Here is a 26,925-nt window from a genome sequence, read left to right on the forward strand (position 1 = left end):
ATTGCTTCTAAATTATTCCCCGGGAAATCTCTGCTTTCCTCTAATTATATACTACATCTTAATCACTATTTTCCCTTGAGCATGGCCTTGCTCATAATAATGAAAGGCTTCTGGAACTTCAGCTAATGAATAATGTTTATCTATAAATAAATTTATCTTCCCTGCCTCTGCAAGGTCTTTTAAGAAGATGAGATCTGTTTGACTCTGTTGTTGGATATGGCTTTTCACTTTTTTGGTGGTGAATCTGGAAATAATCGGTCCAAGCATCATAGCCTGTACCATCTGTCCCCCTGATCCTCCCACGTGCACAAAGATACCTTTGGGACTTAGAGCATGTAGATATCTGGAAAGTGGCTGGTAACCATTAACGGCAAGAATCCGATCATATTTGTGTTTATAAGAGTGAAAACTCTCCTTCTTATAATCGATCACATGGTCTGCTCCAAGTTTTTTTAACAAGCCTGTATTCCTAGTACTACAAACTCCTGTTACCTCTGCTCCAAATAATTTGGAAATTTGTACAGCGAAGGATCCTACTCCGCCAGACGCCCCATAGATCAGCACCTTTTGATCTGCTTGAATATTACCCTTATCCCGTAAGGCTTGTAAGGCAGTTACTCCCGCTGTTGGTATAGCTGCCGCTTCTTCATATGATAGATTGCTAGGTTTTATGGATAATGCATGTTCAGAAACAGATACATATTCAGCAAAGCCGCCCCAACCAAAATTCGCTAAATCTCCAAACACCTTATCACCTGCACGAAATTGTTTCACTGCCTTACCTACCGCTTCCACCTCTCCCGCAATATCACCGCCAGGTATGACATGCCTAGGTTTTAATAAACCATATGATAGTCTAGCCACCAACGGTTTTCCTTTTACCATTAATAGATTACCATAATTCAGCGATGCAGCATGTATTCTAACCTGTACTTGATGATCTTCAATTACCGGATTATCCACCTCTCTCAGCTTCAGGACATCTGTTGATCCATACTTTTCATAAACAATTGCTTTCATATTATTCTGTCCCCCTCCACACACAAACGGTTTCCTATGTTTTACCATTATTTTTATGGATGGTCATTGACTTAAGTCAATGCGTGATTCTTTTGAAACAAATAAAATATAAAAAAAGAAGGGGGATGTAAAAAATGGTTACAAAGGAATTAAGAAACCAACGGATAGTAACGCTTATTATCGGATTATCTTTATTAATGATGGCTTTTGCTGCATTTTTCGCTACGGGGGTGGTAAATGAAAGACTTATTGTACAAGGGGATCCTCATACGACCTATCAACATATCGTAACTTCCCAAGTACTTTTTAAAATTGGAATTGCTTGTTGGCTCGTTATCCTTATTACAGATATAGTGGTTTCCTGGGGATTTTATATTGTACTAAGACCCATTAATAAATCCCTGTCCTTACTTGGTGCATGGTTCAGATTACTATATACAGCTATATTAGCCATTGCTATCCTGCATTTATTAATGGTACTGCTTTTAACAAGTACGGAAGGGTTAATAGGTACTGAGCAAACACCACTCCACACCATGTTCTATTTACAGACTTTTGATGCCGTGTGGAATTTTGGGTTGATCATTTTTGGAATTCATTTATTAATCGTTGGTTACATTGCATTTCAATCGTCTGTCATACCAAAAATTATTAGCATTCTATTACTTCTTGCTTCCGTAGGTTATATCGTTATCCAGTTGTGCATAACCTTTTTTCCAGAATGGGATGGGTTCCTTTCCATTCTAGAATTTATATTTATTCTGCCCATGATTGCTGGTGAATTAGGCTTCGGATTATGGTTATTATTCAAAGGAGGGAAAGTCTTTATTAGGTCCTAACTAGTACGATTATCGACACGCTTTTTAATTCTACTTAAAGATTCGGGTGTCATGCCGAGATAACTTGCCAATTGATGTTGGGGCACCCGATGAATTAATGTAGGCTGCTTCACTAACACTGATTGATAGCGCTCTTCTGGTGACAAAGAGATGAAGGTTGCAAAATTATCCTGAGCTTGACCAAATGCTTCCTCCATCATTTTTCGTGTCATCGTCTCTAACTGATTGTGCTTGTTATACATTTCTTCTTCTTGATCTAAATCGCCAACTACCAGAATAGAATCTTCTAAACTTGTAAAAGTGTAGGCAGAAAAGGTTGCCTCTTTATCGTGATTGAACAGAGAAATAGCCTGTTCCTCTGTGTAGAAATTGGATGTCGTTTCTTTTCCCATTTCGTCAAGTGAATATTGTCTTATACACCCCTGCAAAACAAAATAACACTTGGTGGGCGTATCCCCCTGTCTAAGCAGATCTGTTCCCTTCTTCACCTCAGCTATATCTAAACTATCAATAATTGCTTGCTGTTCTGCTTCTTGAAGCGTGGTAAACCGAGACATATATTTCTTTAATATTTCATTCACTTTCATCCCTCCAAACTATGGAATATTGTTTTTCAGAACCACTTAATTATAGATCGATTTACTTAAAGTTTTTCAGCTTAAAATATTTATATAAAACGAATATGCTTTCTATAGTTAATAAAATTCCTAATATTAAATAAAGTAATCCTCTTTCCAATTCATCCATACCAAATGTATAAGCTACAATAAGTGTTATACCAAAAAGCAGAATGATAGAATGGAAAACCACCTTAAACTTTCTATTTCCTTCTCCAGCTTTGCTCAACATCGCTTCCTCCTCTCTATTAGTGTATAAAAGGGATTATTTTACTATTGGGTGTATTCTAATAATCTCAGTTTATCATAGGTTACATTTGTTGGAAAAATCAAACTTCTACGATCATTTTACTAGAATGTGTCTTAGTACATTTGAATTTTTCCAATATCCAGCCTAAATAGTATCCTTAAAGATACTAAACCACTTTTAAGTGCCTACTTTTAACGAGAGTTTTATTAATTTATACTGAAGGTTCGCAATTAAACAAATAGACATAAAAGGAGCGTTCTTTATATATGAATATCTTAATAGTTAAAGCAAATAATCGCCCTTCCACAGAGGCAATCTCTAGTAAAATGTATGAAACGTTCATGGCTGAATTAGAAGGTAAAGACGTAAACGTAACAACGTATGATGTGTATGAAGAAGATACACCTTTCTTCGGTCAAGATGCTTTTAACGCTTTTGGCAAGGTACAAAATGGTGAAGAATTAACTGATGTTGAATCAAGACTTTTAGCCGCAAAACAAAAAGCAATGGATGCAATATCAGCTGCAGATGTCGTCGTATTCGCATTCCCATTATGGAACTTAACAATCCCGGCTAAATTACAAACATTCATCGATTATGTTTATGCTGCAGGATTTGCATTTAAATATGACCCTGAAGGCAATCTGATTCAATTAATGACCGATAAAAAAGCCATTTTTCTAAATGCTCGTGGTGGAGTTTATTCCGCACCAGAAGCGGCTCCAATGGAAATGGCGGTTAACTATATGCGTAACGTATTTGGTGGCATCTTCGGTATGGAAATTATCGATGAGGTGATTATAGAAGGTCACAATGCAATGCCTGATAAAGCGCAAGAAATCATTACAGCAGGCATGGAAGAAGTGAAAGATTCTGCAAATCGTTTACTAAAAATGACCGTTACGGTTTAAACTATGAAACACAGGGACGGTTCCAGTGTTTCATTCTTCATGGTTTAAGATTACAGCTTTCCTCAAAGATTTATAGAACATAAAGTATTGTTATGGATGAAAGAGATAAAAAAACAATACATTAATTCATAATGACATCCTTCAAAACATGAAAAGCAATGTGATCTTTAACCTAATCGCTCTATATTTAATAGATACAGTTGATAAAGATAAACACAAAAAAAGAAGCTGAAGATACAAAAGTCTTCAGCTTTGTGAAACGGTGGAACCGTCCCCGTGTTACACCAAATATTGGTTGCATGATATAATGCAATTAGATAAATATATACTTTAACTGAAAGGAGAAAAAGTATATGGATTTCTTACGATTAGTAAAAAACAGTGAGGATCTTGTAGACTTCCTCGATATACCTGAAGAATTAAGAAGGAGAAAAGTAGAAGTAATTATTCTTCCTTATCAAGATAATTTAGAAATAGCTGAAACCGAAAAGAAGAGCTTGAGAGGAGCTTTATCAAAGTACAAAAACGAACAGCTTCAAGTAAAGGAAAATAACGCTTGGTCTAAAGCAGTGGAGGAGAAATACGAAAATAGCAGATGCAAATATCATTCTTAGATATTTGCTTAATGACCATGAAGTGTTGTCTGATCAAGCAAACAAGATTATTGAAGACAATGAAGTACTATTGCCCAATGAAGTAATTGCAGAAATTGTATACGTACTTGAAAAAGTATATAAAGTAAAAAGTGATGAGATATGTGACACGCTTCTGGATCTTATTAAGTTTACCAATATTATTGTAGACGATATAGAAGTTATCGAAGAAGCTTTTTTGTTATTTAGTAGAAGACGTTTAGACTTTGTTGATACTTTGTTATATGCATATCGTAAGGTGAAAGGCTATGAAATATATACTTCTGATAAGAAATTAAAGAATTTACTAACATGATAAAGCCCCGAGTATTTACCTATTACTTGGGGCTTTTTGATTCATAAGTATAGATAGGATTAGAGTTGCTAATTAAGCCTAACAGGGAAAGAGCCTTTCAAGCCAATGTTCAAGCATAGACACATTATAGAACTGTATTCACTAACTCTTCACTACGCTCCCATAGTTCACGAGCCACTGTACCATCATCTTTAAATGCGACGGACATTGGCTTGCCTTTGGAGTAGACTTCTCCTGATTTCCAATCGGTACCCGGTTTTCCCTCTACTAGCGCTGTTAGCATACGGGCACTTTTTTCCGGACTTATAGTGATCAAATACTTTAACGGTGTGTGATAGAAAAACCGCATAAAGTGATTGGTCTCACTAGCAAAATTGGAACGTACCACCCCTGGGTGGAAGGCTACGGTTGAGATGCCGTTTTTCTGGTAGCGTCGGTCGAGTTCACGGGTGAATAGGATGTTTTCTAGTTTGCCATAACCGTAGGCTTTAAGCGGGGCATAATTCTTTTCGTTATTAAGATCCTCTACGTCAAAATTCTTTCCGAACGCATTTGCGGCAGCACTGGAAGTTTGGATGATTTTTGCCTGGCTTTCAATCAATTGCTCCATTAGTAGTTTCGTCAACAGAAATGGAGCAAGATGGTTCACCTGAAATGTTTTTTCGAACCCATCCTCGGTCAATTCTCTATCTCCCATTACCCCGCCTGCATTGTTTACCAATACGTTAATATGATGATATTGTTTTAACTCCGAAGCAAGTCGTTTAACGTCGGCTAACCGTGAGTAATCAGCTACATGAGATGGAGCATCAAGTTCTTTTGCAAGCTTTTCGGTTTTTTCTCTGGAACGACCTATAATTACAACATTGTAACCTTTAGCTTTTAACTGGCGAGCAGATGCCGCACCAATACCATCACTTGCTCCAGTAATTACGATTGTCTGCATGAATAAATCCTCCTTAAACTATTCTGGATGAAACACGAGAACCGTCCCCGTGTTTCACTTCATTATGCTTTCGATAAGTGATTTAACTGTTTGCTTTTTGGCTAGTCTTGGGCTTTGTCCTGACCAGAGTGACATGTATTCGCGATTATTTTGTTGGGTGGCAGCTTTTCTAATTTCTTTAGTGAGTTTGTTTTGTACGGGGAAATCGGGTATGGATTCTCCCCTATTTTCCAGCTCTGAAATAAAACGATTCTTTATTCCTCTTGCCCATTTCCCAGAAAAGGAGCGTGTAAATACTGTCTGATCCTCAGATGTATGAAGAATTTCATCTTTATGTATCTCACTAGCGCCACTCTCCATACAAGTTAAAAAGGCTGTTCCCATTTGGACCGCCTTTGCACCTAAGCAAATCGCAGCCTGTAGCCCTCTTCCATCCATAATTCCTCCAGCAGCGATCACAGGTATGCTTACCTTGTCTACAACTTGTGGTACAAGTGAAAATAAACCTATTTGACTTTCTTGATGACCTTCTAAAAAATTCCCACGGTGTCCACCTGCTTCACTTCCTTGAACCACTACCATATCCATTCCGCATTTTTCGATTTCAACTGCTTCATGAACGGTTGTTGCTGTGCCTATAACTACAGTTCCATTTTGTTTCAATTCATTAATTATTTCTCTTGATGGGATTCCAAATGTAAAGGAACAAACGGGAACCTTTTCCTCAAGAATAACCTTCACCTGGTGACGGAAGGTCTCAACCATTTTTTTAGTTGCTGGAATTTCTGTGTTATCATCCTGTACATTCAATTTTGCGCGAATCGGATTTAGTAGTTGATTGGCTGTTTTAATTTCATTATCATCTACTTTAAAGTCGTTAGGAACAAAAAGATTCACACCAAAAAAGTTCTGCGTTAATTTTTTTATTTCTCTAATTTGCTCTTCCATTTGATTTGGTGTCATATAGCCTGCTCCAATCATTCCAAGGCCTCCACAGTTAGAAACCTCAGCTACCAACTCAGATGTTGTTACGCCACCTGCCATAGGGGCCTGTATAATTGGTTGTCGGATCTGTAATATTTTCGCAACTGTATTATTTATCATTACTTACACCTCTATTGTACAATTTATTTTTAATCATTGCGCTTTATACTTCTATTCAATTAAGAGACGAGCCTTACTTTTTGTTAGGTTTAATCGCGCATTTCCAAATTAGGTTAGAAATTAAGTTTGAACAGTCACCGTGTTTCATATTGCTTAATAACAAGCCGTACTCTATTATATATAATCTCTTCATTATGATGTGTAAGATATTGATATTTAGAACCTGGAGCTTGTCCAATTAATTTAGTGATATGATGAGGGATGCTATCGAGACAGATGAGCACTATGTCATGGGATTCCATTAGCTGTTCTGCATGTACAGGTGATTTTTCAAAGGGGTCGAGCCAATATGCTTTTAACCCATGTTTGCGTAACAATTGCTTGTATTTATTGCCGTCATTTGCCGTAATAATTAACACTTTGTAATCGCCTAAATCATCGAACTTTTGGACATCTTGACTTAAATCTAGAGGTTTGCTTTGTTTGCTTATTCTTTTATCTATATTCATCATCTGTTCTGTTTCATACACCCAATAGATATCAACTGTTTGATCATCATTTAAAATGGCCGCAACAGCATCCTTAGATTTCACCTTTACTTTCGGATATTTATTGATGAGATACTCATTGCCTTCTGTATCCACAAAGATAGTCTGGTTGTCACCAATCCACCCATATAACCCTATTTCCTCCTCTGCAACTTGCTTCCTACGGTTTTCAGCATTCTTTTTCGTTAACACATATTTACGGTTTAATAGATTAACAAAATGGAAGGATCGATAATTAGATAAGGTTAGCTTGTCATACAGCATATTTAATAGTGATTTTGGGTCAAATGTTTCATACGAGTAGACGGTCTGTTTTAGCTGTTGGTGGGTATCTTTGAGGTTTTGCAGTTGGCTCATTAACTCCTTATTTTTCCGCTCTAGAGTTTCTATATTTTTTGTATATTTCTCATGATGATCTTTAGTAAGATGATAGAGTTGGTCCCGCTGATTCTTTACTGTATTATGCGTGTTTGCGAGCTTCTTTTGTAATTTATTGACGGTGACTGACATCAATTCCAATTCTCGTTCTTTTTGATAAACGTTTTCTGATAGCTCACTATATTTATGTTGGTTTATGTTGAGCTTTTGCTCTAGTAGCGTGTTTTTTTGTTTAAGCTCGCTGTTATTCGCACTTAAATCATGAAGTTTTTGCTTTAATTGCATGTTTTCTATATCTTTTTTTCTAATTATTTCGCGGCTATGAATAGTTTCTTTCGTGTGTTTGTTTTGATTTGTTTCTAATTTATTTAGCCGTCTTTTTGTTTTTCGATACAGTTGTTTGTAATCAACGGCAGTCTCTTCATTCATACTTGTCGGCTGAGTTTCTTGTTGTTTACGGACTTTCTCTAACAACTGTTTTTTATTCTCTTTATTTGCAAAGTATTTATTGTTATTTGAAGAGCGCATTCAATAATCACCTAATTTCTTAGATAGGTTCGTTTATATGCATGTCGTTATATGTATTGAATTAAATGTGCGATGAACGACATAATATTCCATGGATTTTTTGTATAACGAGGATAAGAACTTTTTATTATCCATCCTCATCACCTAGTCTCATTATAGCAATTTTTTCGTTGTCGATCACAGTTAAACCTAAAGTATGAAAAAAACATTTTTAATAACCACCTCATCCTTCCTCATCTATCCCTAAAGCAAAAACAAAATTAGCACTTAAATTTTGATTCGTAATAATCACGATTTGCAAAGTAATATATATTAATAGATGCAAGACTTACGTCAATTAATTGAAGAAAACCACTACCCAATCTGATCAGAAAGGATAGTGGTTTTCTTATGCGTAATACCTTATTTTTGTAAAGTCTGTTCGTCCAAAAAATTGTTTTGAAACACGAGAACCGTCCCCGTGTTTCATTCCTCTAAAAAAATCTCCTCTAATGAAGGTTCTTCGACGTCGACTCGGTATATATCTATTTTATATGTACCTAGGGCGCGTATGATTTCGGCAATTTTTTGCTCGCTTTCTACTTGGAGTGTGAACTGAGCGTCTTTCATATCTAATTGGTTCCCTGCTTGCTGAAGCCATTGTTGCATCGTATCCAAGTCTGCAGATCGAATCGGTGCGTGTTTAATTGTAACCGTAATGGTTGATTGGTAATATGCTCGGAGTTCTTCCATTGAACCCATCTTTCTAATTTTTCCATCTTTCATAATAGCAATCCGAGAACACACCTTCTCTACTTCATCTAAATTATGCGAGGTCATAAAAATTGTTTTTCCCTGTTGATGTAACTGTCGAATCAATTGATGAATATGAATAACCGATTCTGCATCTAACCCTGAGGTCGGTTCATCTAAGAAAATTAATTGCGGGTCATGGATAACTGCCTGAGCAATTGCGAGCTTCTTTTTCATACCGAATGAAAATTTTGCTGTTTTTTTATTTGCATGTGCTTCAAGTCCGACATGCTTTAACACATCGAGACAACGCTGACGAGTTACCGGCTTACCTGAGACATCTGCTAGATAATGAAGATGCTTTATCGCTGACATTGACCCGTATAAGGAGGAGTAATCAGGCATAACGCCTAGCTCCTTTTTAATAGAATCATTAGGCCCTTTCACCCCTAATAAGGTATAAGAACCTGAGCTAGGTTGGATAATTCCTGTTAACATATTAATAAATGTCGACTTCCCCGCTCCATTGCGCCCTAAAAAGCCTAATATTTCTCCTGTTTCAACTTCTAGATCGATATTATCTACGACTTTATTTCTCCAAAATGATTTCGATAATTGCTTTGTTTCAATAGCCAACATTTAGCATTCCCTCCTTCTGAATACAAGTAATGCGATATATATCATAACTCCGGCTAATAATAGAATGACAAGAAATTCAAAGTTTTGATCTTCTGTATAATAAAATGGTAATACATACTTTAGCCAGCTTATCCATACATTAGAAGTTAACGAGACCCAGCCGGTAAAAATAGGGAACGCTAAACCAATAACAATACTTAAAAACATGGTTAGACTTGGCTTTGGCAACAGTACAGACATTAACACTGTAAATGCACTATAATAGACTGCCAAGCTTGTAGATTGGAAAAAGATAATTAAATCAAAATCTCGGACGAATATACTGATGATCACAAATGAAGTCAGTAGGCAAACAAACCAAAATAGCGCGATCCCTAGAAATTTCCCGAAAATAATCGATGCACGTGATGTACGTGTAACTAAAAATCTAATTGTCCGCTCATGGATTTCCCGATTCACTGTATCGTGTGAAAGTCCCATCACAAACAGCATCCCAAAAAACATAATCAGAATAGAAATTCCAATGGTATGAATAACTTCCTTTTCCTCACTAGTAAAATCATTACTTAATGATAGAAACAAATTTGAAAAATCAGCTGAATAATACGCTGTTATTAAAAAGATCGCGATCACAATAATCGATTTAATCCCTTTAAATGATTGAATAAATTCTCGTTTACAAATGGCAAGCATTTCACTTCCTCCTCTTTCTTTTCTAATTCTATTATATAGTCACTTCCTTAACATCGAAGAAATGCTACCTTAATTTTTCCTTAATTAGCCACTCATTTTTTTAAGAAGTGGTATGATAATCATATAGAATACTACATTTAGGAGTGCCACTATGCAACAGTCACCTATATTAATTGTTGATGATGAACAAGCAATCTTACAAATGCTTCAAACCATATTAAATAAAGAAGGTTTTACACAGATTGATACAGCTACGACCGCCGAGGAAGCATTAGAACTTTGTAAACACAAGCAGTACGCCATCATTTTATTAGATGTCATGCTTCCTGGTGAGGATGGGTTCGATGCATGTCCCAAAATAAGGGCTACCTCCAATGCCACTATTTTCTTTTTAACAGCTCGTACAACAGATTTGGATAAATTATCTGGGTTTGCCGTAGGAGCGGATGATTATATTACCAAACCATTTAATCCACTAGAAGTTGTGGCCCGGATGAAAGCACATTTACGACGAAATCATGAAAGAATTCCCCAGCAACAAACAACCTATTTTAAATATCACGACTTACACCTGAATACGTTAACGGCAGAGGTTACGATTAATGGAAAAAAAGTGATGCTGCAAGCGCAAGTCTACAATCTGTTAGTATTTTTTTGCGAACATCCTAATCAAGTATTTAGTAAAAGTCAGCTATATGAGCAAGTATGGAAAGATCAATACTTAGGAGAAGACAATACAGTAATGGTTCACATACGCAAACTTAGAGAGCAAATAGAGGTAAATCCAAGCAAGCCTAACTATATCGTGACGGTTAGAGGACTTGGTTATAAATTTGTACCAGACGGTGATTTGCATGAAAACACATAAACGGTTTGTCATGCAATTCCTCGTTCAACTACTTGTACTCTTGTTCTTTTTCTTTGTATTAACAGGAACTATTTTTGCGTTAATTGGCTATTTTTTAGAACAAACGGAAACGTTCGACGATCTAACAAAGGCTAGTGACTCATATATTGAATCTAGAGTAGAAATAGCGGGGGAAACGGCAAACTATGATCACGATTTAAAAGTACTAGTAGAGGAACAGGATGGGTGGCTTGCTGTTGTATCGGACAAAGGGGAAATTATTAGCAGCTTTCAAGCTCAGGAAAATCTAGAAGCAGACGATTTACAGACTTTTTTGTCTCAGAATCAGTCCGATATTATTACTTATTGGAAGTTGCAGGAGCTCACTGATTCTACCTATTATGTCATATTTGGTACACATGACTGGCAAGAAAACAGCCTGCAATCTATACAGAAAAATGTAAATTGGGAGAATCAGAAGTTAGGGCTTTCATTATCTGAAAAAGAGGACTTAAATAATTATGAAGGTTGGACGATCCTTGTTGATCGCTCAGGAACCGTACTAGATAGCTTTGGAATAGAAGCTCCTTCTGCTTATGATACGGAAGATTTGCTAGCCACCAACTCCAGTCAACACAGAACGAATACAACAAGCTATTTCCATCAAGCTTCCCAGCTTAGATTAATTGTAGGAAAAACACCTGTGCCTTCCAGCTTGGCAACCAATGTTCAGGGCTCGATCAATAATAGTGTTATTGTCATTTCTATACTCGTCATTTTATTTTTACTATTAGCTACGCTTTGGTATGCCCATAAGTTCAGCTCTCCATTAATTACCTTTATGAAGTGGCTGAAAAACCTAAGACAAGGTATCTATGAACAGCCAGTAAATCCAAAAACAGGACAATCTGTTTTGTTAAATAAAAATGGAAAATTAAAAAGAAATTATCATCTCTATCAGGATTTAATATTTACTTTGAAACAATTGACAACGATCTTGAAAGAAAGTGAATTCGAGCGTAAGCGAACTTCTCAATCAAGAGAAGAATGGATCAGTGGCATTTCACATGATTTAAAAACACCACTCGCTTCCATTCAAGGGTATGCAAATATGATGGAATCGGATACTTATTCCTGGAGCGAAGAAGAAATTAGAAGTTTCGCCACTATTATTGGTGAAAAATCAACATACTTGAAAGATCTAATTCATGACTTGAACCTAACCTATCAGTTGAAGAACCAGGAATTATCTATGGTAAAAGAGCTTTTCGATATCAATGAATGTATTCGCAGAAGCTTTCTCCACTTTTTCAATGAATCCATTTATAGTGACAAAGAGCTTCGATTCCAACCTACAGAAACCGAACTTATTACATCGTTTGATCCAAAATGGTTTCAACGGGTTATGGATAACTTGATCGCAAATGCTCTGAAATATAATCCGCCAAACACCATTATTACGGTCTCGACCGAACTGATCGAACAACATTTAATTGTCATAAAAGTTACAGATAATGGTGTCGGAATGGATAAAGCTACCGTACAGCACCTATTCACACGTTATTATCGAGGCACTAATACAACAGATTCAGATAACGGAACAGGGCTGGGATTGGCAATTTCCAAACAATTGATTGAACTCCACAATGGATCGATCAGCGTGCAGAGTAAGCCTGGGAAAGGGACGACAATTCGGATTTTGTTGCCTGTTGATAGAAAAGAGTCAAAAGATAAATTATGACTTTAGATGAGAGCTAATTAATTTATTGTTAGGTTCCAAAATCCAGGTTATAACTTGGGAATGATGACCAATCATCAGCCTCCCAGTGTCATAACGTAATAGAATGACAGAGTTCTGAAAATAGAATTCATTAACACTCTCTAACTCGTTTTTTCATGCTCCTACACTCTATTTATTTTTAAATTTAGAAAGGAATTGTACAGATGTATCTTTTTTTATGGATTGTTTTTGCCGGATTTATATTATTATCAACATTACCACTTTTATCCTCGAAAAATAGAACAAAGTGGAAAATTACTCAAGCGGTTGTGGTAACAGCTACCGTTATTCTTGTCATATTAGCAATCGAACTATTACAAATTCCTCCATTAGTACCGCTCATCCTAGTTGTGATCGTTAGCTTTCTTACTGACAAATCAACTTATACGAAAGCTGGGCTTATTATCACTGGAGTAGTCTTACTTCTTCTTGCTGCGGGAGCTTATTATTTATTTCACGATGATCCTGATTACGTTCAGAAATATATCGATAACAACCCTGAACAAGCTTCCATACAGATTAATGTTAATGGAGAAACGGTTGTCAGCCAACAAGCTAACGTAAAACGACCTCTTGCAAGTGTAGTAAAGACTGTCATAGCAATAGAATATGCCAATCAGGTGACAGAAGGTAAAATCGATCCTGATCAGCAAATACCATTATCCGAACTAGGAAAATATTACCTGGAAAATACCGATGGAGGGGCACATCCAGCGTGGTTAGACGACATGAAAGCTAATGAACAAATCGTAAACGATGAGGTTCCTCTCCATCAAGTGGCCAAAGGAATGATTCATTACAGTTCCAATGCCAATACTGATTTTTTAATAGAAAAGTTAGGCGTCGAATCTATTAACCGTGTTATAGAAACCTTGGACTTAGACAATCATGATCCCGTATACCCACTGGTGTCCGCTCTATTGACATCTGTGTACTTAAATCATCAACATGATGAAAATCTAAGTGATCAAGAATTAGAGGATATGCTTCAGGCAATGTCACTAGAAGAATACCGAGAATTGGTTTGGCAGATTCACGATGAGTTGAAACAAGGTGAACCTGATTTCTTTGATGAAACGGTTTCTGTCCCTATGGATTTGCAGAAAGTTTGGTCTGATCGCTTACCGAATGCAACGGTTGACGATTATGGGAAAGTCATGCAAGCTATCTCAAACAATACAGCAACAGTGCCAGAAGGAGAAGACATCCTTCGTGATATAATGGAATGGCCAATGGAAATGCACCAATCCAATCGTGAAAAGTATGCCCATTTTGGAGCAAAAGGTGGCTCAACAGCATTCATTATAAACCAAGCCTTATACGTAGAAGACAACAACGGAAAAAAAGTCGAGCTAATCCTCTTTACCGAAGGATTTAACTTTATTGAACGCATGAAAATCAATCAAAACATAAATGCATATATGAAAGAAATTCTAGCTGAATATATGGAGACATAGGGGGGTTGAGACCGGTGAAAAAGTCCGGTTTACTTAAACAAAATTTTACACAGAAAAAACAAGGCTCTAGGATCGTTTCTAAACAACGTTTGGAAGGTAGTGAGACATTTTATCTCCTTTACTTTTCACTGGCCCCGGACGGTTCTAGTGTTTCACTCTTCATGGATGCTTCCATTTTTAAAGAAAAGAGTATTTAAATATTTTCAACTTTATGAAACAGTAGAACCGTCCCCCATGTTTCATGATTAATTGTTTACAGACAGTCGTCCAAGTGGTCCATTTTCAACGATTATATCCTGTAGATCATATACTGAAATTGGAAACATCGGGAATCCGAAATAATAGGGAGTAATTTCATATAGTTGGAAGTAGATCACAAGCGTTTTGTCGGCAATGTAAAAGTCTTGATCAGGTCGAATACCTGTAAATTCACCTAACAGTGGGATATCCCGCTGCTTTATTTGTTGAGCTACTAGATTTGAGAGTCTCTCCACATAATTACTCCCTGGCTTGAATAACTCACTCAGCTCACACTTCTTTCCTTTTTCCAAATCAAATGTTAGCGATTTGATATATGTCATCCCATGTGCCGCCTGGTAGTGATACGTATAATTGGAAAGTGACAAACTAAGTACTTGACGCTGATTGTTTTTTACTTCATATAATCCAATCATTTCTTCCACTGCTGTTGGCATATTTCCAATTTGTTCGTTTATCAGTTGTTGAGTTTGTTCTATAATCGCGTGATTAATTAACCTTTCCAATTGCTGATTTTTTAATGCAGCCACTTGGGGGTAATAAACGGTTTTATTGTAACCGTCGCTGATTTTATGCGTTTCTATATCGACCGGAAATGTATAAGGCATCATCATCCATCCCCTCCTGTTTTTACTCATTGTATTCTTGGGGGTTGGAATGTGTGTAAATGCCTATTAAATGCATCCTGATTCCTTAGACTTTATAGCCTTACAAGACTCCCTTTTAATAAGAGTAGCATTTACTTTTTCCACAATCCTGCGCTGTTGTTCCTGTTCAATCGATTCAATCAGAAGTGTGGTGGCTCTTTTTGCTATATCTGAAAAGGAAATCTCTATGGTTGTTAAAGCTGGATTTAGATAAGGTGAAAAAAAGGAATTATCAAATCCAATAATCGATATATCTTCCGGAATGCGAAGTCCTAGTTCATTTATTGCTTTATAGGCTCCAATGGCCATTGTGTCATTACTCACAAAAATAGCTGTCGGTGGATTGGGCCCACTCAATATATGTTTTGCCCCGGCGTATCCACTGTCCTCGGTGAAATCACCATGGTAAATAGCATCATTATGCCTTTCGATTCCGTGCTGTGTGAGCGTTTCTTCAAAGCCTTTCAATCTTTCGATAGCAGACAATTTATTTAAGTTCCCAGTGATAATACCGATAGAAGTATGTCCGAGCTCCAATAAGTACGATACCGCCTTCACACTACCTTCATAGTTATCCGCATTAATATAGATCGCATCGTGGTCGGTGTCATACACTTCACTCGTGTCAATCATTGCAATTTTATGATTTTGTTCAATTAGATTAAATATCAGCTCATATTCTGCTTCCTGTGTCCCGACAAAAATGGCACCGTCTATTATTTTTTGATGAAAAATATTTTGTACTTTTTTTAAATCCTTTTTCGAGTAGGCGATTGAAACAAGGACATAATAATCCATTTTATTCGCCTGGTCACTGACAGCGTTCACAACTGGAGAAAAAAATGGGTTGTCATGGATGATCGTATCCTCTGTGGTTTTCACATGATGAGGCTCCTCATTATCGTTTATATCTAACAGAATGATAGCAATCATTTTATTTTTTACACCAGCTAAATTACGTGCGGAAGCATTGGGAGCATAGTTGTGTTCTTCGATGGCTTTCCACACCTTGTCTCTAGTTGCCTGGGGTATATCTGGATAATTATTAATTACTCTTGATATGGTACTTCTGGATAAGCCCAGAAGCTTCGCTAAGTCTTCACTGCGCATACATTCTCCACCTAATCATTACTATTTATCCCATTATATCAAAAAGAGAGTGTTATTCATCAATTTTCTTATAAAAAGAGGCTGTCCAAAACCCTTGGACAGCCTCCGTTTTTATTTTTATATAACATGTAGCTAACATTACTTATTCGTTTTTAAACCAGAATTCTCCAAGATTTGCAGCACCGCTGGTGGACACCATAAATATATCTTGTGTTCCCTGTGCTGAAGCATCTAATGAGGGAGTGCCGCTCCACTGATAGGTGGACCAATCACCAGTTGCTGGGTAGTCTACCGTTCCAATAGTTTGCCCATTCGGACTGCCAATTCTAATATCAAAACTGCCACCTTCCGGCGATGCATAGCTGACCGCGAAAGCATTATATCCTGTAGCTAAATCGACATCATCAAATTTAATCCAATTACCAGAGTGAAAAGATCCTACGCCACATTCCCATGATGTTATCCCGCTTGAATCAGAAAAATTACATGCCTGTAATTGAAAATCTGAAGCTGGTGAAGGAGACTGGTTTCCGCTATTCGGTGTATATCGAACCCATTCATAAGAAGCATTGGCGTCTTCTCCATAATAGGGGCCTGCCCATTCATCAATCCCATACGTATTCCATACATTCATCATGATTTTACTCGGGTTAGTCGGAATATTTTCAGTAGCAGTAGCAACCAATTGACCGTTAACATACCAGCTAATATAGTCCTCCTGCCAATCAAAAGCATAGGTATTAAAGCTATCCGCAGCATTAAATCCTAAATCGTGCACTATTTCATTTCCTCCGACACCGTTCGTGTAGTAATTGAATTGAACCTTGGACGTGTCATTTCCGAGAAATTCAATATCAATCTCATCCCAAGGATCCCCGTAAGATGGACCGGTGTACGTGAAGAAAGAAGAGATTACGCCCGATATATTTGCTGGCTTCATCGATACTTCGTACAAACCATACCCATAGAAATCACTTGTCGCATACTCTGCACACTCATAGTTATACGGTGCTTCGTACGAATAATTGGTACGAAGTGATAATTCCATTTCACCACCATTAAAATTAACTCTGTTTGCACTCCAGTGACATCCGAAAAAAGGGTCATCATTCTTCCAGCCATCTGACATCTGCCAGTTTTGCCCATCATGACTGTCGAAGGAATGATACTCTGCTAATGCGGTTTGCGCAAAAGTCACCATTGTAAAAGACATCATTAATAGCGTCAGTATTACCAGTCGAATCATACTTTTCACTCTAATTGTCATCACTCCTAATTAAGATTTGAATGATCTTGCTACTATTTATCTGTTACTTTTTTTCTTGATCTAACGTAAAAGAAAATACCAGCTGCAAGCACTAATAGACCAATTAATAGATAGTTATATAGCGAAGTCGCTGTATCTGGTAAGGTTTCACTGTCATTATCATTAGAACCTTGATTGTCTCCAGCTTCTGTTTCTTCACTATCTTCGTCTGTTTCTGTCCCGTCGTTACTCGGGTTATCTGTATCTGTCTCTGGATCTTCAGTTACTGGGTCCTCTGTGCCTGGGTTCTCTGCTTCTGGATCTTCTGTAACCGGCTCCTCTGTATCTTCCACTTCAAATACTCCATAAATACTAAAGTGTGATACTTCAGCAACTACTCTTTTGTTGTCTTTGTCATAGGAAGCAGGTTGAATGACCTCGTCTGTTTTCTCACCATCATCATTAATATAGATTACTCGTAAGTCATCCCAATTCGTTATCTTAGATGAATCCACTGTGAATGTAAGTGTAATCGGTTCATCAAAATCAATTGCTTCTCCATTTGAAGTTAATCGGAAATCATACAATTCACTGACTGCATCGGAATTTTTCTCTTTCACTTCTTCCGATACATCACCAAATTCGAATGTGATATCCTCCCCAGTTTGTAACACACTTACTGGAACAGTAGCTGTAACTCCTTGATACGTAAATGCAACCGCAGCATTTTCATCCAATTGATCGATGACTTCTTTGTTTACCACTGTCGTTTTTGTTGCTGTATTTGTTTTGTACACATGATCAACTAATTCTAAGTCATTCACATCGGTAATTACGGATTTCTCTGGATTTGGTTCGTCTGTATCTTCTTCTTCATCTTCTACCTTTTTCAATAAAACATTGTCAATAACGACATCATGTGCTTCTGATGGAGTCAATCCCTCCGCATCTTTTCCTAAAGCAAAACCGAATTTAGCCGCAAGGTCAGATGGTTCTGTCATATCAAATGTGAACGTGTACGTTTCCATTGTGTCTGTTAAGGAAACCGTTTGATCAAAGTAGCCTGTCCAATCGTCATCTTCTTCTCCATTATGTTGAATTTGTAAACGTAATGGTCGATCAACCGTTGATTTTGCATCAAACGATACTTCATAGGTAGCATCTTGTTCGATTTCTACTCCATTTTGAAATAACTGTATATTCCAATCAGCACTTCCTATATCTGTAATAGCTGCTTTTGCTTGTCCCTCTTCATTTATTTCAAAATTTGCCTTACCTGGGTTAAATGCTTCTGCTCTCCAGCTTTCTAGTCCGTCAAAGATACCGTTTTTAATAAGGTTTCCCTCTACCTGTTCTAATGGCTGTTTTTTCAAAAATACATTATCAATGTAGACATCGTTCTCATTGCCGCCAATATTAAACTGCAGCTGGGAATTATTATCGCTTTCAGCTTCCATCGCAAAATCGACCGTATATTCATTGGTAGTCTCTGTTAATTGGATCGTCTCTTCATAAACTACTTCCGATTCAGTGTTTTTAATGGCTACTTGAATATCTCTTTCCGTTTCTGAACTTGCGTCAAACGTTAGCTGATACTGTCTATCTTTTTCTAATCTGAAATCACTTTGTCTTAACTGCACAGAATCAGCATTGTCACCACCATCGGTAATGCGTGTCTCAAATCTTCGTTCATCTACTGCACTTCCAATATATTTGGTTGCCTCGGCGGTTTCATCGGTATTGAATTCCCAATATCCCATTCTTCCAGCACCTTGATCAAACGTACCATTATAGATGTAGTTTCCTGTTGGGAGGGGTTCCCTTACTATTTCTGAAGGATCAACTGGATCTGGATCCGCGATTTTTTCTAGCCTGACATCATTAAGTGAGATACTGCTGTCGTTAAGTCCCATATTAAATTCATAGCGGGCTTTCACATCTGTTGCATGTTCCATCGTAAACTCAAACTCATATTCTTCCCAAGTTGACGTGATCGTGAACGGATCTTTACCCGCATAATCGACCCAACTGCGATCACCGTCTGCACCGATTTTCACCTTTAACGGTCTTTCTGCGTCTGCTTTTGCTTTGAAAGAGGCTTTATACTTCGCTCCTTTAACAAGGTGTATCGGGTCTTGAAGTAACTGTACGCCATGTTCAACGTTGCCACCTGATTCTATCTTTACATCCAACACATCATTATCCACGGCAAGGCTAGCTTCAGCCCCTCCAGCTTTTGAGAATGTCCAATAATCCGTATTCGGAACCCCTTCTACGCCGTCTACAGCAGGGTCATCCGTGTCAAAACTCCCATTATAAACATAATTTCCATCTTCAAGAGGTTCTCTCACTTGGTCTTCCTCTTCACTAATAGGCTTTTCATGGATCGGGTATTCATCTTTCTCATAAACCCTCACATAATCAACAGCCATTTGTTGTGGAAAGACGGTTGTTTCATCTGGATTTCCTGGCCATCCCCCACCAACGGAAATATTCATAATTAAGAAGAAATCTTGATCAAACGGAGCTGGGTATGTGTATTCATCTGCATTGTCATTGTGTTTCGTAAACCAGTCATTTGCTGTATGATATAATTCACCATCGATATACCATCTAATTTCACCTGGCTCCCACTCTATGCTATATACATGGTAATCGTCACCAAAACTTTGGCCTTCAGGTAACTGATACGTACCTTGAATTTGCTGATGTGGTTCTCCAAAGTGTACTGTTCCATGGATGGTGTCCGGTTCATGTCCTAACAATTCCATAATATCGATTTCTCCACTTACCGGCCAGGTGCCATAAAACGGTTCATCTTCAGGCATCATCCAAATGGCTGGCCAAATCCCTTGTCCAGTAGGCATTTTTGCTCTTACTTCCACTTTCCCATACGTCCAGTTTTGTTTCCCTTTTGTAATGAGCTTAGCAGAAGAGTAGTCATATGTTTGCCCATCGTCCTCCGTAATCTCTTCGTCTCTTGCTTCAAGAATAAGAGATCCATCTTCAATAAAAGCGTTATTTTCCGTATATGATTGTATTTCACCATTCCATCTGCCGTTTGTAGGTACATCATAACTCCAGTTATCCATATTTATTTCGTTGCCATCAAATTCGTCAGACCAACGTAATTTCCAATCGTCTGAATTATTTTCATTAGCGGAAACACTACCGATAAAGCTAAAATTAGAAACAATAAGAATAACCGCTAGTAAAACAATGCTGATTTTTTTAAACTTCATCATTAACCTATCCTCCTAATAATTTTTTTAAGGTTTTTTGATATAGATTGCGCTTACACACACCACCTCCTTTAATGGGGAACGATTGTGCACAATTTTGGCCATTCGATTAGTGGAATTGGAAAAAGGCTAGAATTTTTGAGTTCTCAGAGCTTGTTTATACATTGTTGATGTTTTTGAAAGTTTTCACCTAACATTTCATAACAGCTGTTAACAATTAACTAACACGCGTTAGTAAATAGGTAACAAAAAAACAGTTAACACAAAGGAAAACGGTTTCACTAATGATATTAAACTATTATTTTAAAAAATTCAATCTTTTTTTAAAAATTCATGAAACACAGGGGACGGTTCTTGTGTTTCACTCTTCATGATGAAATCTTAACTTTTTACTAGTAAATTTTTAGAAAATGAGAAGAATTAAATGAATTATCAAATGAAGTTAGAATTCAAAAAGATCAGGCAATAAAGATGAACCTTATGTAGCCTTTCAAACCATTTTATAATCCACGGAGGAAAAAGTAGGTTGGACGTATGAGGTAGGGATCAACAAATAGATGATTTATCCCCAGAAATGTGAATGATCAATAATTCACCTAAACTGCGGGAAGTAACAAAAGATGAAACATTCATTACAGCTAGCGGCAGCTTGCAATCTATTAGGAAAGTCACAATTGCCTGAGTGTCCCAACAGGAAATGATGATGTCGCTTTGAAAATTGTATGGAGGAAAAAACTATACACTAATATAAAGTAAGCTGAAGACACAAAATTCTTCAGATTTATGAAACAGTAGAACCGTCCCCATGTTTCAGTCATAAGATATATAGACTATTCCACTTAGGGAGGATAACAATGTATTCCAATCCACCATATGATCATGATTTTTATCGAAGTGTATCGGATACCCAGCTAATAACAGATATCCAGCAAGCCATTAATGCTGAGTATAGTGCCATTGCTTGTTACGAGAAGTTAGCGAAGATGGCACCTACACAAGATGAAAGGGACAAAATACGAGAAATACAGAATGATGAAAAACGACATCTCGAAGAATTTAGCAGCATTTTTTATCAAGTGACAGGGAAATCTCCATCTTATCAAATCAGCGAGCAATGTCCTGACAATTACAAGACAGGTATTGAGTTCGCTTTTAAAGATGAACAAGAGACGGTTGATTTTTATTTGAACATCTCTGATAGAGCAGAGCATCCCACTATTAAAGATCGATTCCGGCGTGCGGCATCGGATGAACAAAATCATGCGGTATGGTTTTTATTTTTTCAATCAAATAATCCGTCAATACAACCTGTTCAAAGGCAAATCGAGGATTATGGGGCGATTGGTGCTTTAAATGCTCCTTCATTATCTTTATCTCAAATGTTAACCTACGCTCTTCAAGATGAGTACTTGGCTCAGGCGAGATACAATAACATTATCGGAACATTTGGTAACATTCCAACGTTTGTACAAATTAGGGAAGCTGAATTAAGACATATCAGTGCATTATTACCACTTTTTGAACGTTATCAAGTATCCTTACCAAATGATATTTCGGCATCCTTTGTGACAACTCCGGAAAACCTTAAGGCTGCATATGCTGCTGGTGTTCAAGGAGAAATAGATAACATAGCTATGTATGAAAGGTTCTTATCATTAAATATTTCTAATGATGTAAGAACTGTTTTTACTCAACTTCGCAATGCTTCCTTAAACCATTTAGCAGCATTTGAAAGAGGGCTAGCTCGAAATTAATTTCATTATTGTATGACGGGGCGATTATGTCATTTCAATAATTTATTGTGCTTGCTTTTTTGTAAACTGTGAAATAGTAGTTTGACAGTTTATCCTCTACATGGTATATTTGCTTAAATTTCATATTGATTACAACTCATCCAGAGAGAGGGAGGGACTGACCCTAAGAACTCTCGGCAACCGCTTATTATAAGCAAGGTGCCAATTTCAGAAGCATAGATATGCTTAAAGATGAGAAGATACGTTGCATCCGAATAAGCAACCCCTTCTCGTTCTTTGTGAGAAGGGGTTTTATTATGGATTGAGTTGTGATAAAAAAACTATTGATTGAAAAGGGAGAGAATCACATGTCAATTCAAACATTTAAAGCAAGTTCACAGTTAAAGGAAAATTATTTAGTGGAGAATTCTGCACGGCAACATCGCGTTCTAGTTGATGAGCCTGCTTCACTAGGCGGTAAGGACGAAGCAATGAACCCAGTAGAACTTTTACTCTCTGCCTTAGGATCTTGCCAATCGATTGTGGCACGTACCTATGCAGAAAAATTTGATATTGATCTAATAGATTTTAAAGTAGAATTAGAAGGTGATATCAATTTAGATGGTTTCTTTGATAAAGCAGATGTACGTCCAGGTTACTCAGATATTCGAGCAACTTACTTTATTAAAACCAGTGCCTCTGAGGAAAAAGTAGCGGAGTTTGTGAAGTTCCTTGAAGCTCATTGCCCTGTAGGAGATACGATTGAAAATACAGTGAATTTCACTTCTTCTTATCAAGTTAATAAAAAAGCATAATGGTTATTTTAACTTCGACAGGTGCCAGGCACCTGTCGAAAAAATATGGAAATAATCCCAATATATATAAAGCAAGCTGAAGCCATAAAAATCTTCAGCTTTATGAAACAGTAGAACCGTCCCCATGTTTCATTTAGTCGGTAATGGCGCTTGAGCTGATATAAATCCTTTATCCACTAATTCTCTCCAAAAAGATTGTGGGATCTCTTTTTTAATCATTTCGACATCTTGTGCATTATGTTCTGGGCGAGTAGAGCCAGGAATGACTGCTTTTACTGCAGGATGTGCCGTTGAAAATTGTAATGCTGCTGCTTTTAAGCTTACGTCATGGCTTTCAGCAATTTCTTTTAGCTGTTTCACTTTATTCAATATCTCAGCATCAGCTTTTGCATAATTAAAATGATCTCCTCCAAGCAACACACCAGAATTAAATGGACTTCCTACAATGATGTCTACTCCTTTTTCCTCCGCTTTTGGCATCATGCGCTCTAAGGAATGCTCATGCTGTAAAAGCGTGTATTGCGTGGCAGATAAACAGACATCAGGCTGAGCTTCCTCCAAGTCCATCACCAGTTCAATGGGTTCGGTTGTATTGACACCAACTCCCCAGGATTGAATCACCCCTTCTTCACGCAGACGACTCAAGACACGAAAGGCACCATTTCTAGCCTCTTCAAATTTGGCAAGCCATTCATCGCCATGAAAATCCGGGGAAATATCATGCACATAAACTATATCCAAGCGGTCTGTATTTAACCGTTCTAGACTTTGCTCAATCGATTTTAGGGTAGCTTCCTCTGAATAGTCCGTAATTATTTTATTTTGTCGACCATATTGGAAAATGCCTTCCTTTTCTTCTTTTTCATCCGTCATATAACGTCCCACTTTTGTGCCTATTAAATAGTCATCCCGATCATATTTTGACAACGCCTCGCCTAATCGCATTTCTGCTAAGCCTGCTCCATAAAAAGGGGCAGTATCAAAATAACGAATCCCCTGATCCCATGCGGTTTGTATCGTTTTCTGTGCTTCCTCTTCTGGCACGTCTCTGAACATATTACCTAATGGTGCTGTGCCGTAACCTACTTTATGATTAAGCGCTTGCTCTAATGTCATCATCTATTAATTCCTCCTTCAATTATGAAGCTATATGAATCATTTTCCACTTTCACCCTGGATTAAACATGAAGAAGTTGTCTGCTCAATCGTTTGATTAACCCACCTTTACTTTTTAAGTATGAAAAAATGAAAATGATCATATTTATTAAGTAATTAACAGATAGGAGTTGATTACTTGAGTGATTTTAACCCCGAAAAATTATTTGTTATCTACACTGGTGATGTCACAGCTACCACACCAGTTATTCCTAGAAAATACACCCTTACACACTCTGATGTTACCGGAGAGCTTTTTTTAACGATTGGCATTCAGTATGCCTGGGAAAATATAAATGAAATGAGAGATGAAGTCTTAGGTGAATGGAGACACAAGAGTGGAAATACCTTTTATTATTGTGTTCACCTCTATATTGATCAAGGCGAATATGACATAAATGCAGCCACAAAACGTAATGAAATATTTGTACGTGAATTACCACTTGCCTTAACCGCTATTCGATACGGAGATAGAGCTTTATTCAACAAACACCCACACTTAAATCAATCTTTCATCATCGTTAACTTTATATCCGCCTACCCACAGTTTGCAAGACAAGAAAACTGGGGGACTTTCGATGTTTATTAAAAAACTAGGTAGAAGCTTTTCCTTCTACCTAGTTTTAGTTATATTCTATTCATATGAAACACGAGAACCGTCCCCATGTTTCATTTATTCATTTTATCCAAAAAGTCTCCTAACAGATCATCGAGGTCTTCGTCTTCGGTTTCTTCGGGTTCGTTGGTGTCGCGGTTTTGATTTAATGCTTGATTCCAATCAATTGAATCTAAATCATCTTCTGGTTCTTGGTTACTTGAAGGGATTTCCTTGTTTTCATCTTCCAAAGGTTCTTGCCTATCTGCTTCCTCTGGAGGTTCTTCCTGTAGATAGAGTGCTTCATCGATATCTGTTGCATTGCTGTTTAGTGACGCTAACAAGGAAGTGGAACGAACCGGATCATTCAGGAGCTGGTACATGATACTTCCTAACAACGCTTCAGAATGTTCATGTTTAATCCAATTACGTTGTGCTTTGGTTAAACGTTTAGGAATAGGCACTGTAATGGTTTCCTGCTCTTTCGAAGTTCCCTCGTTGACACCTTTTATGACAAACTCAGCTATTTTACTGGAAAAGTTACGACGCTCTATTTCTTTTAAACGCTGCAATTCCTTTAGAATATAATCAGGTGTATCTGATGGTATCCGAAATGATATTGTTTGACCTCTATTGACTTGGTTATTTTTCTTCATATAATCACCTTATGATTGTTGTGAGACTTTTTTCTCTTCCTTCTTACCAGACTTCTTGATATGTTCCGCAATCAGTTTATAATAAGCATTTGCCATCATCCATATGCTTTCCTTTTCATCTTCAAAAAATTCAATGTTATATCCGTCTAAATTATTGTTTAATGTTTTCAAGTATTCTTTTAATACATTCGATCCACCACCCACAAAATAACAAATTTCTGTTTGTGAATTTTTTTGCCATACATTTCGCAACAATCGGTATTGTTTCTTCGCTAATTCTAATAAAATTCGATCTGTGGATTCATGGACGTTCGTTCTGCTCCCTTTTACCATTATATGATTACGGTCATTTTTTCTAGTAATAATGTCCACGACGTCACGACGACTGTCTAATTCGACACCATGTTTTGAGAATATTTCTTCCCGGATAAGCTCAAGCGACTCGGACACACCAAGATTAAACCCTTGGGCTTTATCATCATCAACGGTTCTATTTTTAATTACTGCTATATCTGTTGATAAACCACCAATATCTTGAATTAAGATTTGTTTGTCAATCAATTTCTTATTGATAATTTTTAAATCCTGATCCATCACAAGATTGATAAACGCGGCAAACCCTTCCGGATATACTTTCGCTTCATCAAACTTTATGTTCACTTTTTTACCTTGGTGTTGGGGAGTAACTAAAAATTCGACCTGATGAACAGAACCGATCAGCTTGGAGCGATACCCTGCATCTTTTCCTTCTTTTACTTCACGCAAAGGCAAACCTGTTCCCAACGTATAATTGGCATCAATCACTTGATTACTATTTAGTTTAAAGGCATTTACTGCATCTAATGCTATCGTCGCAAAAAGCATGACTAATGTTTGGTCTTCCTGGGATTTACTGCTACCTGGATCAAGCTCTGTTGAATTGCTTGCTTTTGCCGCTAAATGTCCTACCCGATAAATCGCATTGTTTTCTTTCAATGCAGGTGAATGTATACGAATATGTAACCCTTCTATAGGATCCTTTTGGTCTAATTCTTCTATTCCGATTACAGGACGGTCTTCCGTATCTCTAGCCATAATATTTGGCAGATTGAACTCTCTTTCCATTTCTCCAAATATCGCCTTAACGGAATCATTTCCCACATCAATTGCTGCTATTCTTGATTGACTCATATGTTTCCATCCTTTCTACCTTTTACATTCAGACTTCTATTTATAATAAAAGTCTTAGAAA

24 protein-coding genes, 2 pseudogenes and 1 riboswitch are annotated in these 26,925 nt (G+C 37.2%); of the genes and pseudogenes, 10 read left to right on the forward strand and 16 right to left on the reverse strand.

The window, feature by feature from the left end:
• Window positions 1–51 precede the first annotated feature (51 nt).
• Window positions 52–1,020, reverse strand: a complete 969-nt coding sequence (locus BN3107_RS18540; RefSeq protein WP_058309099.1) for an NAD(P)-dependent alcohol dehydrogenase — start codon at window positions 1,018–1,020, stop codon at window positions 52–54.
• Window positions 1,021–1,154: 134 nt separating this feature from the next.
• Here BN3107_RS18540 and BN3107_RS18545 point away from each other — a divergent pair, with 134 nt between their 5' ends.
• Window positions 1,155–1,859 (forward strand): DUF4386 domain-containing protein, encoded by a 705-nt coding sequence (locus BN3107_RS18545; protein WP_058309100.1) that lies wholly within the window; start codon window positions 1,155–1,157, stop codon window positions 1,857–1,859.
• On the opposite strand, the gene BN3107_RS18550 is transcribed toward BN3107_RS18545, so the two are convergent.
• Together BN3107_RS18550 and BN3107_RS18555 are read right to left on the reverse strand one after the other, a co-directional pair.
• Window positions 1,856–2,440: a Crp/Fnr family transcriptional regulator gene (locus BN3107_RS18550; protein ID WP_058309101.1), complete on the reverse strand. Its 585-nt coding sequence runs from the start codon at window positions 2,438–2,440 to the stop codon at window positions 1,856–1,858. The genes BN3107_RS18545 and BN3107_RS18550 overlap by 4 nt on opposite strands.
• Before the next feature lie 58 nt (window positions 2,441–2,498).
• The gene (locus BN3107_RS18555; RefSeq protein WP_058309102.1) at window positions 2,499–2,708 is read right to left on the reverse strand and encodes a hypothetical protein; all 210 of its coding nucleotides are present in this window, start codon (window positions 2,706–2,708) and stop codon (window positions 2,499–2,501) included.
• 284 nt (window positions 2,709–2,992) lie between these two features.
• On the opposite strand from BN3107_RS18555, the gene BN3107_RS18560 reads away from it, so the two are divergent.
• The 3 genes from BN3107_RS18560 (at window position 2,993) to BN3107_RS18570 (ending at window position 4,585) form a co-directional block, all read left to right on the forward strand.
• Window positions 2,993–3,637: an FMN-dependent NADH-azoreductase gene (locus tag BN3107_RS18560; protein ID WP_058309103.1), complete on the forward strand. Its 645-nt coding sequence runs from the start codon at window positions 2,993–2,995 to the stop codon at window positions 3,635–3,637.
• A 353-nt stretch (window positions 3,638–3,990) separates the two neighbouring features.
• Entirely contained in the window at window positions 3,991–4,251 is a 261-nt protein-coding gene (locus tag BN3107_RS18565) for a hypothetical protein (protein ID WP_058309104.1), read from the forward strand.
• A gap of 22 nt (window positions 4,252–4,273) precedes the next feature.
• Window positions 4,274–4,585: a PIN domain-containing protein gene (locus BN3107_RS18570; protein WP_231735419.1), complete on the forward strand. Its 312-nt coding sequence runs from the start codon at window positions 4,274–4,276 to the stop codon at window positions 4,583–4,585.
• A 124-nt stretch (window positions 4,586–4,709) separates the two neighbouring features.
• Here the strand turns inward: BN3107_RS18570 and BN3107_RS18575 are convergent, their stop codons facing one another.
• The 5 genes from BN3107_RS18575 to BN3107_RS18595 all read right to left on the reverse strand — a co-directional run bounded on the left by BN3107_RS18575 (window position 4,710) and on the right by BN3107_RS18595 (window position 10,153).
• Window positions 4,710–5,531 (reverse strand): SDR family NAD(P)-dependent oxidoreductase, encoded by an 822-nt coding sequence (locus BN3107_RS18575; protein WP_058309106.1) that lies wholly within the window; start codon window positions 5,529–5,531, stop codon window positions 4,710–4,712.
• Between the two features lie 54 nt (window positions 5,532–5,585).
• Complete coding sequence (locus BN3107_RS18580) at window positions 5,586–6,635, reverse strand: NAD(P)H-dependent flavin oxidoreductase (RefSeq protein WP_058309107.1); 1,050 nt, start codon at window positions 6,633–6,635, stop codon at window positions 5,586–5,588.
• Between the two features lie 134 nt (window positions 6,636–6,769).
• Complete coding sequence (locus BN3107_RS18585) at window positions 6,770–8,089, reverse strand: hypothetical protein (protein ID WP_058309108.1); 1,320 nt, start codon at window positions 8,087–8,089, stop codon at window positions 6,770–6,772.
• 465 nt (window positions 8,090–8,554) lie between these two features.
• Complete coding sequence (locus tag BN3107_RS18590) at window positions 8,555–9,460, reverse strand: ABC transporter ATP-binding protein (protein WP_058309109.1); 906 nt, start codon at window positions 9,458–9,460, stop codon at window positions 8,555–8,557.
• On the reverse strand, window positions 9,461–10,153 hold the full coding sequence (locus BN3107_RS18595; RefSeq protein WP_058309110.1) for an ABC transporter permease: 693 nt from the start codon (window positions 10,151–10,153) through the stop codon (window positions 9,461–9,463).
• A gap of 151 nt (window positions 10,154–10,304) precedes the next feature.
• Between BN3107_RS18595 and BN3107_RS18600 the strand changes: the two genes are divergently transcribed.
• The 3 genes from BN3107_RS18600 (at window position 10,305) to BN3107_RS18610 (ending at window position 14,237) form a co-directional block, all read left to right on the forward strand.
• On the forward strand, window positions 10,305–11,021 hold the full coding sequence (locus BN3107_RS18600) for a response regulator transcription factor (RefSeq protein WP_058309111.1): 717 nt from the start codon (window positions 10,305–10,307) through the stop codon (window positions 11,019–11,021).
• Complete coding sequence (locus BN3107_RS18605) at window positions 11,008–12,741, forward strand: sensor histidine kinase (RefSeq protein WP_058309112.1); 1,734 nt, start codon at window positions 11,008–11,010, stop codon at window positions 12,739–12,741. The genes BN3107_RS18600 and BN3107_RS18605 overlap by 14 nt, the downstream gene beginning before the upstream one ends.
• Window positions 12,742–12,944: 203 nt before the next feature.
• Complete coding sequence (locus BN3107_RS18610) at window positions 12,945–14,237, forward strand: serine hydrolase (RefSeq protein WP_058309113.1); 1,293 nt, start codon at window positions 12,945–12,947, stop codon at window positions 14,235–14,237.
• A gap of 245 nt (window positions 14,238–14,482) precedes the next feature.
• Here BN3107_RS18610 and BN3107_RS18620 read toward each other — a convergent pair whose 3' ends face one another.
• The 5 genes and pseudogenes from BN3107_RS18620 to BN3107_RS18635 all read right to left on the reverse strand — a co-directional run bounded on the left by BN3107_RS18620 (window position 14,483) and on the right by BN3107_RS18635 (window position 20,743).
• Window positions 14,483–15,103 carry a DUF3298 and DUF4163 domain-containing protein gene (locus BN3107_RS18620; RefSeq protein ID WP_082631379.1) on the reverse strand — a complete coding sequence of 207 codons (621 nt, stop codon included), beginning with the start codon at window positions 15,101–15,103 and terminating at the stop codon, window positions 14,483–14,485.
• Window positions 15,104–15,169: 66 nt separating this feature from the next.
• Complete coding sequence (locus tag BN3107_RS18625) at window positions 15,170–16,252, reverse strand: LacI family DNA-binding transcriptional regulator (RefSeq protein ID WP_058309115.1); 1,083 nt, start codon at window positions 16,250–16,252, stop codon at window positions 15,170–15,172.
• A gap of 142 nt (window positions 16,253–16,394) precedes the next feature.
• Window positions 16,395–16,733: pseudogene (locus BN3107_RS20290) on the reverse strand (carbohydrate-binding protein); the annotation flags it as partial.
• Between the two features lie 54 nt (window positions 16,734–16,787).
• Window positions 16,788–17,519 (reverse strand): annotated as a pseudogene (gene bglS / locus BN3107_RS20295) (beta-glucanase); the annotation flags it as partial.
• Between the two features lie 32 nt (window positions 17,520–17,551).
• Entirely contained in the window at window positions 17,552–20,743 is a 3,192-nt protein-coding gene (locus BN3107_RS18635; protein ID WP_058309117.1) for a carbohydrate binding domain-containing protein, read from the reverse strand.
• A gap of 851 nt (window positions 20,744–21,594) precedes the next feature.
• On the opposite strand from BN3107_RS18635, the gene BN3107_RS18640 reads away from it, so the two are divergent.
• Together BN3107_RS18640 and BN3107_RS18645 are read left to right on the forward strand one after the other, a co-directional pair.
• Entirely contained in the window at window positions 21,595–22,494 is a 900-nt protein-coding gene (locus BN3107_RS18640) for a ferritin family protein (protein ID WP_058309118.1), read from the forward strand.
• A 133-nt stretch (window positions 22,495–22,627) separates the two neighbouring features.
• A riboswitch (SAM riboswitch) is annotated at window positions 22,628–22,732 on the forward strand.
• A 109-nt stretch (window positions 22,733–22,841) separates the two neighbouring features.
• Entirely contained in the window at window positions 22,842–23,288 is a 447-nt protein-coding gene (locus BN3107_RS18645; RefSeq protein ID WP_058309119.1) for an OsmC family protein, read from the forward strand.
• A gap of 129 nt (window positions 23,289–23,417) precedes the next feature.
• Here the strand turns inward: BN3107_RS18645 and BN3107_RS18650 are convergent, their stop codons facing one another.
• On the reverse strand, window positions 23,418–24,407 hold the full coding sequence (locus BN3107_RS18650; protein ID WP_058309120.1) for an aldo/keto reductase: 990 nt from the start codon (window positions 24,405–24,407) through the stop codon (window positions 23,418–23,420).
• Between the two features lie 175 nt (window positions 24,408–24,582).
• On the opposite strand from BN3107_RS18650, the gene BN3107_RS18655 reads away from it, so the two are divergent.
• Entirely contained in the window at window positions 24,583–25,032 is a 450-nt protein-coding gene (locus tag BN3107_RS18655) for a staygreen family protein (protein ID WP_058309121.1), read from the forward strand.
• Window positions 25,033–25,112: 80 nt separating this feature from the next.
• Here the strand turns inward: BN3107_RS18655 and BN3107_RS18660 are convergent, their stop codons facing one another.
• Window positions 25,113–25,694: a hypothetical protein gene (locus BN3107_RS18660; RefSeq protein WP_058309122.1), complete on the reverse strand. Its 582-nt coding sequence runs from the start codon at window positions 25,692–25,694 to the stop codon at window positions 25,113–25,115.
• 9 nt (window positions 25,695–25,703) lie between these two features.
• Window positions 25,704–26,864: a ParM/StbA family protein gene (locus BN3107_RS18665; protein WP_058309123.1), complete on the reverse strand. Its 1,161-nt coding sequence runs from the start codon at window positions 26,862–26,864 to the stop codon at window positions 25,704–25,706.
• Window positions 26,865–26,925: the final 61 nt, after the last annotated feature.

Source organism: Gracilibacillus massiliensis (assembly GCF_001458115.1).
GTDB classification, from domain to species: domain Bacteria; phylum Bacillota; class Bacilli; order Bacillales; family Amphibacillaceae; genus Gracilibacillus; species Gracilibacillus massiliensis.

Bases quoted from the DNA above. Each gene is read 5' to 3' on its own strand.
- BN3107_RS18540 (WP_058309099.1), bottom strand. From the start codon at position 1,020: ATGAAAGCAATTGTTTATGAAAAGTATGGATCAACAGATGTCCTGAAG.
- BN3107_RS18545 (WP_058309100.1), top strand. From the start codon at position 1,155: ATGGTTACAAAGGAATTAAGAAACCAACGGATAGTAACGCTTATTATC.
- BN3107_RS18555 (WP_058309102.1), bottom strand. From the start codon at position 2,708: ATGTTGAGCAAAGCTGGAGAAGGAAATAGAAAGTTTAAGGTGGTTTTC.
- BN3107_RS18560 (WP_058309103.1), top strand. From the start codon at position 2,993: ATGAATATCTTAATAGTTAAAGCAAATAATCGCCCTTCCACAGAGGCA.
- BN3107_RS18565 (WP_058309104.1), top strand. From the start codon at position 3,991: ATGGATTTCTTACGATTAGTAAAAAACAGTGAGGATCTTGTAGACTTC.
- BN3107_RS18575 (WP_058309106.1), bottom strand. From the start codon at position 5,531: ATGCAGACAATCGTAATTACTGGAGCAAGTGATGGTATTGGTGCGGCA.
- BN3107_RS18580 (WP_058309107.1), bottom strand. From the start codon at position 6,635: ATGATAAATAATACAGTTGCGAAAATATTACAGATCCGACAACCAATT.
- BN3107_RS18585 (WP_058309108.1), bottom strand. From the start codon at position 8,089: ATGCGCTCTTCAAATAACAATAAATACTTTGCAAATAAAGAGAATAAA.
- BN3107_RS18590 (WP_058309109.1), bottom strand. From the start codon at position 9,460: ATGTTGGCTATTGAAACAAAGCAATTATCGAAATCATTTTGGAGAAAT.
- BN3107_RS18595 (WP_058309110.1), bottom strand. From the start codon at position 10,153: ATGCTTGCCATTTGTAAACGAGAATTTATTCAATCATTTAAAGGGATT.
- BN3107_RS18600 (WP_058309111.1), top strand. From the start codon at position 10,305: ATGCAACAGTCACCTATATTAATTGTTGATGATGAACAAGCAATCTTA.
- BN3107_RS18605 (WP_058309112.1), top strand. From the start codon at position 11,008: ATGAAAACACATAAACGGTTTGTCATGCAATTCCTCGTTCAACTACTT.
- BN3107_RS18610 (WP_058309113.1), top strand. From the start codon at position 12,945: ATGTATCTTTTTTTATGGATTGTTTTTGCCGGATTTATATTATTATCA.
- BN3107_RS18620 (WP_082631379.1), bottom strand. From the start codon at position 15,103: ATGCCTTATACATTTCCGGTCGATATAGAAACGCATAAAATCAGCGAC.
- BN3107_RS18625 (WP_058309115.1), bottom strand. From the start codon at position 16,252: ATGCGCAGTGAAGACTTAGCGAAGCTTCTGGGCTTATCCAGAAGTACC.
- BN3107_RS18635 (WP_058309117.1), bottom strand. From the start codon at position 20,743: ATGATGAAGTTTAAAAAAATCAGCATTGTTTTACTAGCGGTTATTCTT.
- BN3107_RS18640 (WP_058309118.1), top strand. From the start codon at position 21,595: ATGTATTCCAATCCACCATATGATCATGATTTTTATCGAAGTGTATCG.
- BN3107_RS18645 (WP_058309119.1), top strand. From the start codon at position 22,842: ATGTCAATTCAAACATTTAAAGCAAGTTCACAGTTAAAGGAAAATTAT.
- BN3107_RS18650 (WP_058309120.1), bottom strand. From the start codon at position 24,407: ATGATGACATTAGAGCAAGCGCTTAATCATAAAGTAGGTTACGGCACA.
- BN3107_RS18660 (WP_058309122.1), bottom strand. From the start codon at position 25,694: ATGAAGAAAAATAACCAAGTCAATAGAGGTCAAACAATATCATTTCGG.
- BN3107_RS18665 (WP_058309123.1), bottom strand. From the start codon at position 26,864: ATGAGTCAATCAAGAATAGCAGCAATTGATGTGGGAAATGATTCCGTT.